Origin of the sequence: Oscillibacter acetigenes, from assembly GCF_025567605.1 — a bacterium.
Taxonomy (GTDB): Bacteria; Bacillota; Clostridia; order Oscillospirales; family Oscillospiraceae; genus Oscillibacter; species Oscillibacter welbionis.
In genome coordinates, this window is the sequence record NZ_JAOQKG010000002.1 from 287,318 (window position 1) to 300,938 (window position 13,621).

The following is a 13,621-nucleotide window of genomic DNA, read 5'->3' on the forward strand; positions in this document are numbered from 1 at the left end:
TCCTTTGCGCCTGCGGGGCGCTGTCTTTTGATGAGAACACTTTAGCACTTGGAGTCTACTCCAAGTCAAGTGCTTTTTCAAATACTCCGCAGGGGAATCAATCCTCAATATGATACAGAGAGGATATGACCAGCCAGAGCTGGGAGAAGGGGCGCATCAGGTTCCAGATGCCGGCACCCTGGAAACCGTATTCCGCGATCAGGGACAGACGGGCGGAAAGACTGCGGGCGTCTTCAAACCAGACTTCGTGAATTGTGCCGTCTGCTGCGGTGTAGTGAAAGAAGGGGGCCTGGGCCGTCTCATCGTACTGGATGGCCACGTCATGTTCAATGGCCAGCTCGATGGCCCGCTGATTGGAGATGGAGGGCGCCCGGGTGACGCCCTGGACAAAGGGCAGGGGCCAATCGTAGCCGTAGTTGGAAAGGCCCAAGAAGATCTTCTCCGGCGGGATCTCCGTCACGGCGTAGTCCAGCACGGTCCGGACGTTGGGCAGGGGGGATACCGCCATGGGCGGTCCTGCGGTGTAGCCCCACTCATAGGTCATCAGAAGCACGCCGTCCACAGCGGCACCCACAGCGGCATAGTCGTGCCCCTCGTACAGAAGTCCCGCCTGCCGGGCGGAGGTCTTGGGGGCTAGAGCGGCCCAGAGAAAGAAGCCCTGGGAGTTCAGGAGCCGCCGCAGGCGGGCGAGAAAGGCGGCGTAGGCCGCCGCCAGCTGGCCGGGGAGAAATTCAAAGTCCACATCCAGCCCGGCGTAGCCACGGCGGCGGAGTGTCTGCTGGACCTGATCCACTAGGCGGTCCTGGACGGCGCTGTCTGTCAGGACCAGGGTGGCCCGCTGGGTGTCGAACTGACCGGTTTCTGTCATGGTGGACAGATGCATCACCGGGCGGACGCCCCGCTGACGGGCAGCGGAGAGGAGAGCGTCATCCTCCAGCTGGAGCAAATCGCCGTCGGCGGTGATCCCGTAGGTGAAAGGGGTCAGATAGGTGAGATAGGGAAGCTCCGCATTCAGAAGGGACATATCAATGTAGGGGTAGGCATAACCGTTGAAGGCGGCGGCGCCCAGGGGCTCGTCAAAGTAGGAGATCACCAGGACCTGTCCGGGCTGGAGGGCTGCTCCGCCGCCCAGAGGCCAGTTGTTCTGCCAGAGGCGGCGGACTGTGGTGCCGTATGCCTCCGCGATGGAAGCCAGGGTCTCCCCGGCCCGGACAGCGTGGACCTGGCGGGGAAAGCGGACCACCAGAGTTTGTCCCACCGCCAGGGCGCCGCTGGGGGGCACGGCGTTGTCCGCGGCCAGGCGGGCGGGATCGACGCCGTAGGATTCCGCGATGGAGCCGACCGTCTCGCCGGCTTGGACCACATGGATCGTCATGTTGGACATCACCTCCTTTGGAGACTATGCAGGCCGGGGTGGGGATATGCGGTGCCCACTGGAGGGAGTTGGAAAATATGACGGAAGAGACGGCTGCTTGACAGAGCACATTTGGAAGAATTGTGACGCTTTGTCAGAACGCCGAAATTTGATTCAGAGATTTGTGGATATTTTCCGGCGTGCCAGGAGGGTCAAAACCGCTGAAATAGTTGACAGAGACGTGGAGAATCGTTAAAATAATGTTAAAGCTTGTGCGTTTTTTAACGAAAAACGGGTAGACGATGACGTCCAACAAGCGTGTGCCATCCGCCGTTGAGGGAGGAAACACACCACTTGCTGAGACGTCTCTTTTTGTATACAGCGCAAAGAGGGAGGCAAAGCGATGTTCCTGCTGTTTTTCCTGCTGTGGCTGTTGCTGTCCGGCGGGATCAGTGTCCATACCTGCCTGTGGGGCGTTGCAGTCTCGGCGCTGATCTCCTGGTTCTGCAAGCGGGTGCTGGGCTATCAGTGGCGGGTGTTCTGCGGCAGTCCTTCCAGAATCTGGGCCATGGCGCGGTATTTTGCTCACCTGCTGGCGGAGATGCTGAAGGCCGGACTGGTAATCATGCGGATCATCTACACCCGCCCCAAGGGCATCGAACCCAAGCTGGTGTGGTTCCACACCCCGCTGAAGACAGACCGCCGCAGGGCAATGCTGGCAGACTCGATCACGCTCACCGCGGGGACAATCACCGTGCGGGCCGAGGACGGCCGGATGCTGGTGCACACACTGGACACGCCGCTGGCAGAGGGGATTGAGGACAGTTCCTTCCAGCAGCGGCTGGAGAGGATGGAGGCGGCCCAATGGAACAAGTGAGGACCTGGGTGCTGACCGCGGGCGCCGTGGTGCTGGCGCTGCTGATCCTGGCGACGCTGGTGCGGGCGGTGCTGGGCCCCCGGTTTACGGACCGCATCGTGGCCGTGAATGTCATCAGTACGCTGGTGATCGCGGAGCTGGTGCTGCTCTCCGTCTGGCTGCGGGAGGACTTTCTGGTGGATGTGGCCCTGGTGTTCGCGCTGCTGAGCTTTCTGGCGGTGGTGGTGGTCTCCCGTCTGGTGGCGGCCCGGCGGCGGAAACGCCCGGAGCGGGAGAAGACGGGAGGAAACGCCCATGATCGATAATCTGGTGACCGCAGCCGGGCTGGCATGTTTCCTGTTCGGCCTGTTCGTGTTTTTCTCCGCTGTGCTGGGGCTGTTCCGGTTCGATTATGTGCTCAACCGGATGCACGCCGCCGCAGTGGGGGACTCCCTGGGTATCTTCTGCGTTCTGATCGGGCTGATGCTGCTGCACGGCTGGTCCCTGTCCGCCGCAAAGACGCTGCTGATCTTTGTGTTTTTATGGCTGACCAGTCCGGTGTGCAGCCATCTGGTCGCGGAGATGGAGGTATCCACAGTCCCGGATTTGGAAAAGGAATGCGAGGTGGAGGTACGATGATCGTTCTGGAATACATCCTGCTGGTCGGGGTGATCGTGTGTGCTATTGCAGCGCCGCTGTGCAAGCGGCTGCTGGCATCGGTAATCGTGTATATGGCGCTGTCCCTGATGATGGCGGTGCTGTGGAGCCTGCTCCAGAGCCCGGATCTGGCCATTACGGAGGCGGCTGTGGGCGCCGGTGTGACCAGCATCCTCTTTTTCCTGACGCTGAAGAAGATCCACGCGCTGAAGGGGACACGGGATGAGTAAAAAAGAGGAGCAGCCGGACCGGCTGAAACAGTTTATCTCCTGGGTGGACGGAGATCGGGAGCCCAAGGACCGGACACTGTTCGTCATGGAGCAGCGCCCCCACCGGGAATTCCGCCCGTCAGAGGAGGAGTTCGAGCGGCGGGAAAAGGACCGGCTGCGGAAGTTTTTCAACTGGTATCCCATCGCCGCGGCGGTGATCTGCGTGGCGCTGGGAATTATCCTGTTCACCACAGTGATGAACATGCCCGGATTCGGCCAGGAAGACAACCCCATCAACAACGAGGTGGCGGAGCGATATCTGGAGCACAGCGAAGAGGAGACGGGCTCTGAGAACGTGGTGACGGCCATGATTATCGGCTACCGCGGCTTCGATACTTTGGGGGAGAGCTGCGTGCTGTTTCTGGCGGTGTCGGCGGTGATGATCCTGCTGTTGCGGGACCGGAAGAACACCAGCGAGCATGAGCTCCAGCAGATGGAGCGGGAGGAGACCGCCGTGCAGGGCCGCTCTGACCTGATCCTCAAGCAGGTGGCCTGGGTGCTGCTTCCTTTTATTTTCCTTTTTGCCATCTATGTGCTGCTGAACGGCGAGACGTCGCCGGGCGGCGGGTTTTCCGGCGGGACTATCCTGGGGGCGGGACTGATCCTGTTTTCCGCTGCCTTTGGCCCCGGACACACGCGGGTGCTGATGAACCAGAGGCGGTACAGCGCGGTGCGGACCTTCGGTCTGCTGCTGTATGCTGTGCTGTACGGCGTTTACATCTTCATCGGGGCCAACGGCCTGCCCAATTACCTCACCGGGATGATCCTGCTGATCGACCTGGCGGTGGGGCTGGTGGTGGCCTGCACCGTATATGGATTCTACGCCCTGTTTTCCAGGGGAGAGATCTGAGAGGAGGCGGAGAAGAGAATGCTGGAGGAGATCATCCAGAACCGCTACGCGGTCACTGCTGTCATCCTGTTTGGCATCGGCTTCACGAATCTGATGCTGCAGCAGAATCTGCTGCGCAAGGTGATCGGATTCAACATCATGGACTCGGCCGTCTTCCTGCTGCTGGCCTCGCTGGGGTATATTGACGGGGGCGTCGCGCCCATCGTGGGGGACCGGGGCTTCGACCCGCTGTACATCAATCCGATTCCCAGCGGCCTGGTGCTGACCGGCATTGTGGTATCTGTGTCCATCACGGCGTTTTCCCTGGCGTTGATCCAGCGGATCTACCGCCGCTATGGCACCATTGAGATGCGGGAACTGCTGGAGCGGGCCAAGAAGGAGGACGACTGATGCGGCCGTTTGTGGAGAACTTTCCCTTCTTTTCGATTTTTCTGGCTATCCTGGCGGCCATCGTGACCGCGGCCATCCGCAGCGGGCGGATCAGCTACTGGATCACCATCGGAGTGTGCGCTGCATCCGCGCTGCTGAACGGCTGGGTACTGGAATACACCTATGCAGAGGGAGTGAGCTTCACCTACGCCATGGGGCGATTTCTGGCGCCGTACGGCAACGCCATCAACTGCGGGCCGCTTCAGGCACTGCTGGCCGCCGTGTTCTCCCTGGTGATGGCCCTTGCTCTGGCGGGCGGGCGGCGGGACCTGTTTCAGGACATCCTGCCGGAGAAGCAGAAGTTTTACTTTGTCATGGTGAACATGCTGGAGGCGTCCCTGTTGGCACTGACCTACACCAACGACATGTTCACCGGGTATGTGTTCATCGAGACCAGCACCATCGCGGCCTGCGCGCTGGTGATGGCCAAGGACAACGGCCCCAATCTGATCGCCACCATCCGGTACCTGTTCATGAGCCTGGTGGGGTCCGGGCTGTTCCTGATCGGGCTGACCATTTTGAACAGCATCACCGGCTATCTGCTGATGCCCTCTCTGGCGGAGGCAGTGGCGGAGCTGCGGCTCTCGGAGAGCTACACGCTCCCGCTGACGGTGGCTGTAGGGCTGCTGGTGGCGGGACTGGGCGTCAAGAGCGCCATGTTCCCCTTCCACCTGTGGCTGCCGGATGCCCACGGCGGCGCCACCACAGCGTCCTCCGCCATCTTGTCCGGCTTGGTGCTGAAGGGGTACATCGTGCTGCTGCTGGTGATGATCCTGCGGGTTTTCTCCATGGAGCTGATGGTGGAGCTGGGAGTCACCGACGTGATCCTGGCCTTTGGGCTGCTGGGAATGATTCTGGGCTCTCTGGCTGCTATGCGGGAGAACCATATCAAGCGGATGCTGGCGTATTCCTCCGTGGCGCAGGTGGGGTATATCTTCATGGGTGTGGGCCTGGGGAGCATCGAGGGGCTGATCGCCTCCTGTTTCCATATCCTGGTCCATGCCTGCTGCAAGCCGCTGCTGTTTCTCTGCGCCGGCAGACTCTCCGCCGTCAGCGGCCACCACAAGAGCCTGAAGAACCTGCGGGGCAGCGCCTACCGGGACATTGGGGCGGGCTTGGGCTTCACTGTGGGGGCCCTGTCCATGATCGGCATCCCCCTGTTCGGCGGCTTTGTCTCCAAGCTCTACTTTGCCAGCGCGGCCGTGCCCACCGGTATGACGGCGATGATCCTGCTGACCATCGCCCTGTCCACGGTGCTGAACGCACTGTACTATGTTCCGGCGCTGCTGGCCATCTGGGTGAAGCCCCCGGCGGAGGATGAGGCGCTGGTCCTAGCCGACGTGCATCCGGGGGATCTGGCTGCGGACCGGGCCTTCACCGCGGCTGCCGCCATCCTGATCGTGGGAATTTTTGTGCTGGGCATTTTTTACCACCCGATCACAGACCTGATCGAGGCGGGTGTCCGGCTGATTTGAGACTTGTTGTTTGTGAGGGAGTGCGCCCATGCTGTTGCTGCTGCCTATTCTGGTGCCGCTGATCGGCGGGATCTTCGTATTCCGGCAGAAAAATGAGACTTACCGTGACTGGCTGGTGGTGACGCTGATCGTGATTACCGCCGTGATGGTGCTGGCTAACTGCACGATGCCCACCCAGCGGCTGTGGCTGCTGACCATCCAGGGGGACTTGGGCTTGGTGCTGAACAGCGACTGGCTGTCCAAGTTCTTCATGGTGCTGGCAGTGTGCATCTGGGCGCCGGTGGTGGTCTTTACAAAACCCTACATCCGCCATGCGGGGCAGGGCAATCAGTTCATGGGATTTTATACCATGACGCTGGGGGTACTGATGGGCCTTGCTCAGGCGGCCAACTTCGTGACCATGTATATGTTCTTCGAGATGATGTCCCTGATTACGGTGCCGCTGGTGCTGCACAATGCCACGCCGGCGGCCCGCCGGGCAGGCTTCAAATACTTGGGGTATTCCGTATTCGGCGCGGGCATGGCCCTGGCCGGCTACTTCTTTATCGCCTATTACTTGACGGTGCCGGATTTTCAGCCGGGTGGGGCCATCGATTTCTCCCGGGCTGCAGAGCACCAGCCGCTGCTGCTGGTGGCATACTGTCTGATGATCGTTGGCTTCGGGGCCAAGGCGGGCATGATGCCCATGCAGTCCTGGCTGCCTGCCGCCCATCCGGTGGCGCCGGCCCCAGCCTCAGCCGTGCTCTCCGGTGTCATTACCAAGGGTGGCGTGGTGGCTGTGATCCGGGTTACTTATTATATGTTTGGACCGGAGTTTCTGGCGGGCAGCTGGCCCCAATATGTGCTGCTGACGCTGACGCTGGCCACGGTGTTCGTGGGGTCCATGTTGGCCTATCGGGAAAAGCAGCTGAAGCGGCGGCTGGCCTATTCCACGGTGAGCCAAGTGTCCTATGTGCTGTTCGGCCTGATGCTGCTGACGCCGGATGGCGTCCAGGCCTCTCTTCTGCAGATGGTCTTCCATGCCCTGGCCAAGGATACGCTCTTCCTGGCGGCGGGCGCCATCATCTTCTCCACCAACTGCACCCGGGTGGATCAACTGCGGGGCATCGGCCGGCGGATGCCGGTAACCATGTGGTGCTTCACCCTGGCGGCCCTCTCCCTGATCGGGATTCCGCCCATGGCGGGATTCGTGAGCAAGTGGTACCTGCTCACCGCCAGCCTGGAGGCACCGATCCAGGCCTTTGGCGTCGCAGGGCTGGTGGTGCTGGTGGTCTCCGCCCTGCTGACGGCGGGATACCTGCTGCCGGTGGTGACAGAGGGATTCTTCCCCGGCCGGGATTTTATTACGGAGCGGCGGGAAGTGGGAGTCCAGATGACATGGCCCATGATTGCCTTTGCCGCGGCTGTGGTGCTGATGGGTCTGCTGCCCGGCGGCCTGCTGCATTGGCTGGGTCTTCTGGCGGCCCGGCTGTTCCCCTGACAGTGGGGAAGCTTTGAGAAGGGAGGTACGTCTGTGCGCCAATTTCTGACATTGCCCATTCTGGTTCCCATCGTGCTGGGAATCGCGCTGCTGATCCTGCAGCCCAAGAGCCGGAGGGTGCGGAGCATCTATATCATGGCGGCATCCCTGGCGACGACAGCACTGTCTCTGGCCTGTATCGTGCTGACCTATCTCTATGGGAGCGGCTTTCTGGCCTGTATCATGGTGAGATTCAACGAGGCGTTCTCCATCTCCCTGCGGATCGACGGGGCGTCCATGGTCTATGGGGCCATCGTGTCCGTGCTGTGGCCGCTGGTGACGGCGTACTCGCTGGACTATATGTCCCACGAGGGGCATGAGAACCGGTTCTTCGCTTTTTGGCTGATGGCCTACGGTGTGGTGCTGGGTATCGCTTATTCCGAGGATTTTCTGACGCTGTATTTCTTCTATGAGGTCCTGACGCTGACCACGCTGCCTTTGGTGATGCACGCCATGGACGAGAAGGCCCGGTATGCCGGGCGGAAGTATCTGGTGTACTCCCTTTCCGGCGCGGCGTTTGCCTTTATCGGGATCGTCTTTCTGCTGAATTACGGCGTGGGACACCTGAACTTCACCTACGGCGGCATTCTGGATCAGAGTCTGGCGGCGGGAAACGAGCGGACGCTGGAGCTGGTGTTTGTGGCGGCCTTTTTCGGCTTCGGGGTGAAGGCGGCAGTATTTCCCTTCCACGGCTGGCTGCCGGACGCCTCGGTGGCACCTACGCCGGTGTCTGCACTGCTCCATGCAGTGGCGGTGGTCAAGGCCGGCGCCTTCGCAGTGCTGCGGCTAATTTACTACGGCTTCGGGGCGGATTTCCTGCGGGGAAGCTGGGCCCAGACGGTGGTGATGACGGCGGCTATCGTGACCATTGTTTACGGCTCCGCTCGGGCGCTGCGGACACCCCATCTGAAGCGGCGGCTGGCGTTTTCCACGGTGAGCAACCTTTCCTACATCCTCTTTGCCCTGACGTTGATGACCCCGGCAGGGATGGTGGGCGGCATGACCCACATGGTCTACCACGCATTCACCAAGATCACCATGTTCTGCTGCGCCGGCGCCATTATTCTCAAGAGCGGGAAGGAGTATATCTATGAGATGGAGGACTTCGGCCGGGCCATGCCGGTGGTGTTTGCCACATTCACCGTCTCCTCCTTTGCGCTGATCGGAATGCCGCCGTTGGGAGGCTTCGCAGGCAAGTGGATGATTGCGGAGGCGGCAGTGGCCTCGGTGAATCCGCTGGCCTACGCGGGCATCGCCGCGCTGATTCTGTCCACGCTGCTGACGACGCTGTACATGCTGACTATTGTGGTGCGGGCCTATTTCCCGGTGGGAGAGCTGGACCGTGCGGCACTGGCCCGGGTACACGACCCGGCCAGGACCATGTGGATCCCGCTGGTGCTGCTGACCGCCTCCGGTGTGATTCTGGCGCTGCTGTCCAACGAAGTGATCGGCTTTTTATGGAACGCGGTTCCGCGGAACTGGTAAGGGAGGGAGACGATGGGAAACATTCTGCTGCTGTTTCTGGTCCTGTTCCCCATGCTGCTCTCTGCCTGGGTGTTCCCGCTGCGGCGGCGGGACAGGAGATACCGGAATTGGCTGATCCAGATCATTCCCGCAGTGGAGCTGGCCGCTGCACTGCTGCTTCTGCTGTGGCCCGGGGCTGCCCTGGAGCTGCCGGGGGTCTTTGGCTTTGGCCTGCGGCTTCAGGCCGGGAGTCTGGGGAGCCTGCTGGCGCTGGTGAGCGCCTTCCTGTGGGCGGCCACCGGCCTCAACTGCCCCAGCTACTTTGCCGCCGCCGAGGGCTGTAATCGTTTCTACTTTTTCTGGCTGTTGACGCTGGGGGCTCTGATGGGGGTGTTTCTGGCAGCGGACCTGTTCACGCTGTTCGTGTTCTTTGAGATGATGTCCTTCACCTCCTATGTATGGGTGGTGCAAAACGAGACGGAGGAGGCCCGGCAGGCCGGACAGACGTATCTGGCTGTGGCTGTGATCGGCGGCATGGCGCTGCTGGCGGGCCTGCTGCTCCTCCAGCAGCTGCTGGGGACGCTGGAGTTTTCTGCTATGGCGGAGGCGGTATCCGCGCTGCCTGCGGAGAAGCGCGGGTCCATGTACGTGGCCGGTGGATGCGCATTGGTGGGATTTGGCGCCAAGGCCGGGATGTTCCCCCTGCACATCTGGCTGCCAAAAGCCCATCCCGTGGCGCCGGCACCGGCGTCTGCCCTGCTGTCCGGCATCCTGACCAAGAGCGGTGTTTTCGGTGTGCTCATTCTCTGCCGGTATCTGTTCTGGACAGAGCTTCCCTGGAATACAGTGGTACTGGCCCTGGGCGTGGTGACCATGGTGCTGGGAGCTGTGCTGGCGCTGTTCTCCGTCGATTTGAAGCGGACGCTGGCCTGCTCCTCCATGTCCCAGATCGGCTTTATTCTGGTGGGCACAGCCATGCAGGGCTTCCTGAACGGCGAGAACGCCCTGGCGGCCTGGGGCACGGTGCTGCACATGCTGAACCACTCCCTCATCAAGCTGGTGTTGTTTGTGGCGGCAGGTGTGGTGTATCTGGGAACTCACTCGCTGAATCTCAATGACATCCGGGGCTGGGGGCGGAACAAGCCGGTTTTGAAGGTCCTGTTCTTCGTGGGGGCGGCCTCCATTGCAGGCGTACCGGGTTTTTCCGGCTATGTGAGCAAGACCTTGCTCCATGAGAGCATCGTGGAGTACATCCATGTGCTGGAGCACGCGGGGGCCGCCGCAGGTTGGTTCACGACGGTGGAGTGGCTGTTTCTGCTCTCCGGCGGACTGACAGCGGCGTACATGACAAAGCTGTTCGTGGCGATTTTTGTCTCCAGCCGTGCTGTTGGCCAACGGCCGGCCTTGAAGGACTATATGTCCCCGGGCACCCATGCGGCGTTGAGTGTGGGCGCAGCCCTGCTGCTGGTGCTGGGCCTGACTCCGGGACTGACCATGGAGCCTCTGGCCCAATGGGCGGGGCGATTCCTGCGGGCAGATCCTGGTCACAGCGTCCATTATTTTGCCTGGGTCAACCTGAAGGGCGCATGCATCTCCCTAGCTATTGGCGCAGCAGTCTATCTCCTGGTGGTCCGAGGGCTGCTGATGCGGCGGGAGGCGGATGGCATGGTTTATCTGGACCGCTGGCCGGCCCGGCTGGATTTGGAGAATCTGGTATACCGCCCGCTGCTGTCGGCCCTGACCTTTGTGGGGGCCCTCTGCGCCCGGGTGGCCGCCTCCGTAGGCGACTGGCTGGTGCTGCTGGGGGAGCGGATCCTCTTTACCAAGGCCCCCGGCATCTTTGTGCCGAAGCGGGCCGAGAACTTCGGCACATACGGACGGAAACCCCTCCGTTTCCTAACGGAAGAGACCTTCTCCTTTGATCTCATGCTGGCAGGCGGAGGGCTGATCTTCCTGCTGCTGTATATGCTGCTGTGAGTCGACAACGGATACAGAAGAACGCGAAAGGCCAGGAATGCCGCTTATGCGGTGTTCCTGGCCCATCTTTATGGGAGGGAGAGAAGATTGTGGGTACGATCATAGCTGTCACGGCCGCGGCAGGCATGGGAGGGACCGGGCTGGGGGGCCTGGCCGCCTATCTGTTCCGCAGAGGTACGGACAGGACCGTGAGTGTGCTGCTGAGCTTTGCGGCGGGCATGATGCTTGCTGTGGTGTGTGCAGACCTGCTGACCGATGCCATTCAGGCGGGGCCAGGGCTCTCCGCGCTTCCTGCGGCATCTGCCAGCGTACTGGCGGGCTGCGGGGGGATCTGGCTCCTGGAGGAGCTGGTAAGCGGGCTGCAGGCAGGTGCGAAGCGGGGAGGGCTCTTTCTGGCAGGTGTGGTGATGGCAGCCGCTATTGCCCTGCACAACCTGCCAGAGGGGATGGTAATCGGCGCCTCCTACGCTGCGGATCTGGCCGAAGCGGGAGAGGATGGGCGAATGATGGCACTGGTGATCGGGCTCCACAACATTCCAGAGGGAATGGCTGTTGCAGTTCCCCTGGCGGCAGGCGGTGCCAGCAGAGGACGGGCAGTCCTGACCACAGCGGTAGCCGGCGCGCCCACGGTGCTGGGGGCGGTTTTGGGCTTCTGCCTGGGAACGATGGGGCCGGGCCTGCAGATGCTCACACTGGGCGGAGCATCCGGGGCGATGCTGTACGTGGTATTCGGTGAACTGCTGCCGGAGTCCTTCCGCCTGTGCCGATCCCCAGCGCCCGTGATGGCGGCGGTGCTGGGGGTTCTAACAGGCATGGGCGTGGTTTTGGGATAAAAAGAACCCGTCCCGCCACTTGGCGGGACGGGTTTGTTTCAGAAAATAGTTACAGCTTACAGCTTCTGGAGCCGGGCAGCGCGCTTCTTGCCGTACCAGACAATGATAGCAACGTAAGCCACAGCAGCGCAGACACCGATGATGTAGGCGGGCGTCCAGGGAATATGGAAGCCGATCTGTGCATTGGCAATGAAGGTCACTGTAACAAAGGTGTACCAAGCACCGGGAATCAGGGGGATCCACACCCACTTGGCCTTGCTGTTCTCGAACATCCATACGGAGATACCCAGGAATGCGAACAGGGACAGGGTCTGGTTGGACCATGCGAAGTAACGCCACAGCAGATTGAATCCATCGGGGCTGCTCTTCGCAAAGACCAGAATCACCGCCACCAGCGCGAAGATGATGGCGGACAGGCCCAAGCGCTTCGGCTTAGAGCTCTGATCGATGTGCAGAGAGTCAGAGATGGACAGGCGCAGAGAACGCAGCGCGGTATCGCCGGAGGTGATGGGCAGAACGATGACGCCCAGCAGGGCGATGATGCCGCCCACGGGGCCCAGCAGATCGCGGCAGATGATGCCGACAGTGCCGGTGGCCAGAGAGGCATTGACCTCCTGCAGACCCAGGTTGTACACGCCCATAGCGGCGGCGGCCCAGATCATGGCAATGAAGCCTTCCAGAATCATCATATTGTAGAAGGTCATGCGGCCCTGCTTCTCGCTCTTCATGGTGCGGGAGATGATAGCGGTCTGCGTGGAATGGAAGCCGGAGAGAATGCCGCAGGCCACAGTGATGAAGAACACAGGAATGAAGTGCTGCGCGGTGAAATACTCACCATAATTGAAGGTGGCGCTCTGCCAGTTGTCCCACAGGTTCAGCAGGGGATAGCCCTTGACGAACATGCCGATGAACACACCCACGGCAGACAGCAGCAGGATAGCACCGAAGATGGGATAGATGCGGCCGATGATGGCATCGATGGGGAACACGGTGGCGATCAGATAATAAACGAAGATGACACCGTAAATCACCCAGGTGGAGACAGAGGTGGCAGCACCGTCAAAACCAAACACCTGAGTGGCGGCGATGTCGCCGGGGGTGTAGATGAACACCGCGCCGACCAGCAGCAGCAGTACGCTCAGGAAAATCTGGTAAACAGTGAAAACACCCTTGTTGGAGTACTTGCGGACCATGTCCGGCATCTGGGTGCCGCCGTCGCGGAGGCAGATCATGCCGGAGAAATAGTCGTGCATAGCGCCGCCGATTACGTTGCCGATGGGGATGGTGATGAATGCGATGGGCCCGAACAGGATGCCCTGAATGGGTCCGATGATGGGGCCGGTGCCTGCGATATTCAGCAGGTTGATGAGGCTGTTCTTCCATTCCCGCATGGGAACGTAGTCCACGCCGTCCTGCTTGGAATAGGCGGGCGTCTCCCGGTCATCGGGGCCGAAGACCTTTTCGCAGAACTTGCCATAGATGGCTGCGCCTACGAACAGAATCACCAGGCCGATGAGAAAGGTTGCCATAGAAAACACACACTCCTTTATGCCCAGTTTCCCGGACAGATTCTGGCTTTATCATAGCACTGAAGAAAGGAGTTGTAAATAATTTATTCATATTTATAAAGAATTTGTTAATATCGCAGAGAAAACAATTAAAAATTCGTTTACCTCACCTAACAAAGTTCCAAAATTTTTGTCCCTTTTCAAGATAAGTGTTGCTATGTATAATCGTGAATAAAATTTGAAATACGTGAATAAATAGTCACATCTGCACGAGGATACCCTTTGAAACAGGGTATCCTCTTTTCATTTGGCTTTGTGGTCAGAAGAAATATAAATTTCAAATCAAAGGATTGGGAGGTGCAGATACATTGCCACTAATTCGCTAAATATGATATACTTTCACAAAGAGCTATTGTGCATGGAGGAGTTC

General features: G+C 60.4%; 13 protein-coding genes. 11 read left to right on the top strand and 2 right to left on the bottom strand.

The window, feature by feature from the left end; all coding sequences use genetic code 11:
* Nucleotides 1-97: 97 nt before the first annotated feature.
* Entirely contained in the window at nt 98-1,375 is a 1,278-nt protein-coding gene (locus OCV80_RS05295) for a glycosyl hydrolase family 18 protein (protein ID WP_036630330.1), read from the bottom strand.
* Between the two features lie 382 nt (nt 1,376-1,757).
* On the opposite strand from OCV80_RS05295, the gene OCV80_RS05300 reads away from it, so the two are divergent.
* The 11 genes from OCV80_RS05300 to OCV80_RS05350 all read left to right on the top strand — a co-directional run bounded on the left by OCV80_RS05300 (nt 1,758) and on the right by OCV80_RS05350 (nt 11,683).
* Nucleotides 1,758-2,231, top strand: coding sequence for a Na+/H+ antiporter subunit E (locus tag OCV80_RS05300; RefSeq protein WP_025544339.1), 474 nt, complete (start codon nt 1,758-1,760; stop codon nt 2,229-2,231).
* A complete protein-coding gene (locus OCV80_RS05305) occupies nt 2,219-2,536 on the top strand; it encodes a monovalent cation/H+ antiporter complex subunit F (RefSeq protein ID WP_119310617.1) in 318 nt (105 codons plus the stop codon). The genes OCV80_RS05300 and OCV80_RS05305 overlap by 13 nt, the downstream gene beginning before the upstream one ends.
* On the top strand, nt 2,526-2,849 hold the full coding sequence (mnhG, locus tag OCV80_RS05310; protein WP_021749259.1) for a monovalent cation/H(+) antiporter subunit G: 324 nt from the start codon (nt 2,526-2,528) through the stop codon (nt 2,847-2,849). The genes OCV80_RS05305 and mnhG overlap by 11 nt, the downstream gene beginning before the upstream one ends.
* Nucleotides 2,846-3,097, top strand: coding sequence for a hydrogenase subunit MbhD domain-containing protein (locus tag OCV80_RS05315; RefSeq protein WP_021749258.1), 252 nt, complete (start codon nt 2,846-2,848; stop codon nt 3,095-3,097). Before mnhG ends, OCV80_RS05315 begins: the two co-directional genes overlap by 4 nt.
* The gene (gene mbhE, locus OCV80_RS05320; protein WP_021749257.1) at nt 3,090-3,986 is read left to right on the top strand and encodes a hydrogen gas-evolving membrane-bound hydrogenase subunit E; all 897 of its coding nucleotides are present in this window, start codon (nt 3,090-3,092) and stop codon (nt 3,984-3,986) included. Before OCV80_RS05315 ends, mbhE begins: the two co-directional genes overlap by 8 nt.
* Nucleotides 3,987-4,004: 18 nt before the next feature.
* Nucleotides 4,005-4,376 carry a sodium:proton antiporter gene (locus OCV80_RS05325; protein ID WP_021749256.1) on the top strand — a complete coding sequence of 124 codons (372 nt, stop codon included), beginning with the start codon at nt 4,005-4,007 and terminating at the stop codon, nt 4,374-4,376.
* Nucleotides 4,376-5,890 (top strand): complex I subunit 5 family protein, encoded by a 1,515-nt coding sequence (locus OCV80_RS05330; RefSeq protein ID WP_021749255.1) that lies wholly within the window; start codon nt 4,376-4,378, stop codon nt 5,888-5,890. Before OCV80_RS05325 ends, OCV80_RS05330 begins: the two co-directional genes overlap by 1 nt.
* 28 nt (nt 5,891-5,918) lie before the next feature.
* Nucleotides 5,919-7,370, top strand: coding sequence for a complex I subunit 5 family protein (locus tag OCV80_RS05335; protein WP_249390690.1), 1,452 nt, complete (start codon nt 5,919-5,921; stop codon nt 7,368-7,370).
* Nucleotides 7,371-7,403: 33 nt separating this feature from the next.
* Entirely contained in the window at nt 7,404-8,894 is a 1,491-nt protein-coding gene (locus OCV80_RS05340) for a complex I subunit 5 family protein (RefSeq protein ID WP_021749253.1), read from the top strand.
* 12 nt (nt 8,895-8,906) lie between these two features.
* A complete protein-coding gene (locus OCV80_RS05345) occupies nt 8,907-10,850 on the top strand; it encodes a complex I subunit 5 family protein (RefSeq protein ID WP_267288259.1) in 1,944 nt (647 codons plus the stop codon).
* An 89-nt stretch (nt 10,851-10,939) separates the two neighbouring features.
* Entirely contained in the window at nt 10,940-11,683 is a 744-nt protein-coding gene (locus OCV80_RS05350) for a ZIP family metal transporter (RefSeq protein WP_136891501.1), read from the top strand.
* A gap of 56 nt (nt 11,684-11,739) precedes the next feature.
* Here the strand turns inward: OCV80_RS05350 and OCV80_RS05355 are convergent, their stop codons facing one another.
* Nucleotides 11,740-13,212: a carbon starvation CstA family protein gene (locus OCV80_RS05355; RefSeq protein WP_119310620.1), complete on the bottom strand. Its 1,473-nt coding sequence runs from the start codon at nt 13,210-13,212 to the stop codon at nt 11,740-11,742.
* Between the last annotated feature and the right edge of the window lie 409 nt (nt 13,213-13,621).

Bases quoted from the DNA above. Each gene is read 5' to 3' on its own strand.
- OCV80_RS05330 (WP_021749255.1), top strand. From the start codon at position 4,376: ATGCGGCCGTTTGTGGAGAACTTTCCCTTCTTTTCGATTTTTCTGGCT.
- OCV80_RS05300 (WP_025544339.1), top strand. From the start codon at position 1,758: ATGTTCCTGCTGTTTTTCCTGCTGTGGCTGTTGCTGTCCGGCGGGATC.
- mbhE (WP_021749257.1), top strand. From the start codon at position 3,090: ATGAGTAAAAAAGAGGAGCAGCCGGACCGGCTGAAACAGTTTATCTCC.
- OCV80_RS05305 (WP_119310617.1), top strand. From the start codon at position 2,219: ATGGAACAAGTGAGGACCTGGGTGCTGACCGCGGGCGCCGTGGTGCTG.
- OCV80_RS05295 (WP_036630330.1), bottom strand. From the start codon at position 1,375: ATGACGATCCATGTGGTCCAAGCCGGCGAGACGGTCGGCTCCATCGCG.
- OCV80_RS05355 (WP_119310620.1), bottom strand. From the start codon at position 13,212: ATGGCAACCTTTCTCATCGGCCTGGTGATTCTGTTCGTAGGCGCAGCC.
- OCV80_RS05335 (WP_249390690.1), top strand. From the start codon at position 5,919: ATGCTGTTGCTGCTGCCTATTCTGGTGCCGCTGATCGGCGGGATCTTC.
- OCV80_RS05315 (WP_021749258.1), top strand. From the start codon at position 2,846: ATGATCGTTCTGGAATACATCCTGCTGGTCGGGGTGATCGTGTGTGCT.
- OCV80_RS05325 (WP_021749256.1), top strand. From the start codon at position 4,005: ATGCTGGAGGAGATCATCCAGAACCGCTACGCGGTCACTGCTGTCATC.
- mnhG (WP_021749259.1), top strand. From the start codon at position 2,526: ATGATCGATAATCTGGTGACCGCAGCCGGGCTGGCATGTTTCCTGTTC.
- OCV80_RS05345 (WP_267288259.1), top strand. From the start codon at position 8,907: ATGGGAAACATTCTGCTGCTGTTTCTGGTCCTGTTCCCCATGCTGCTC.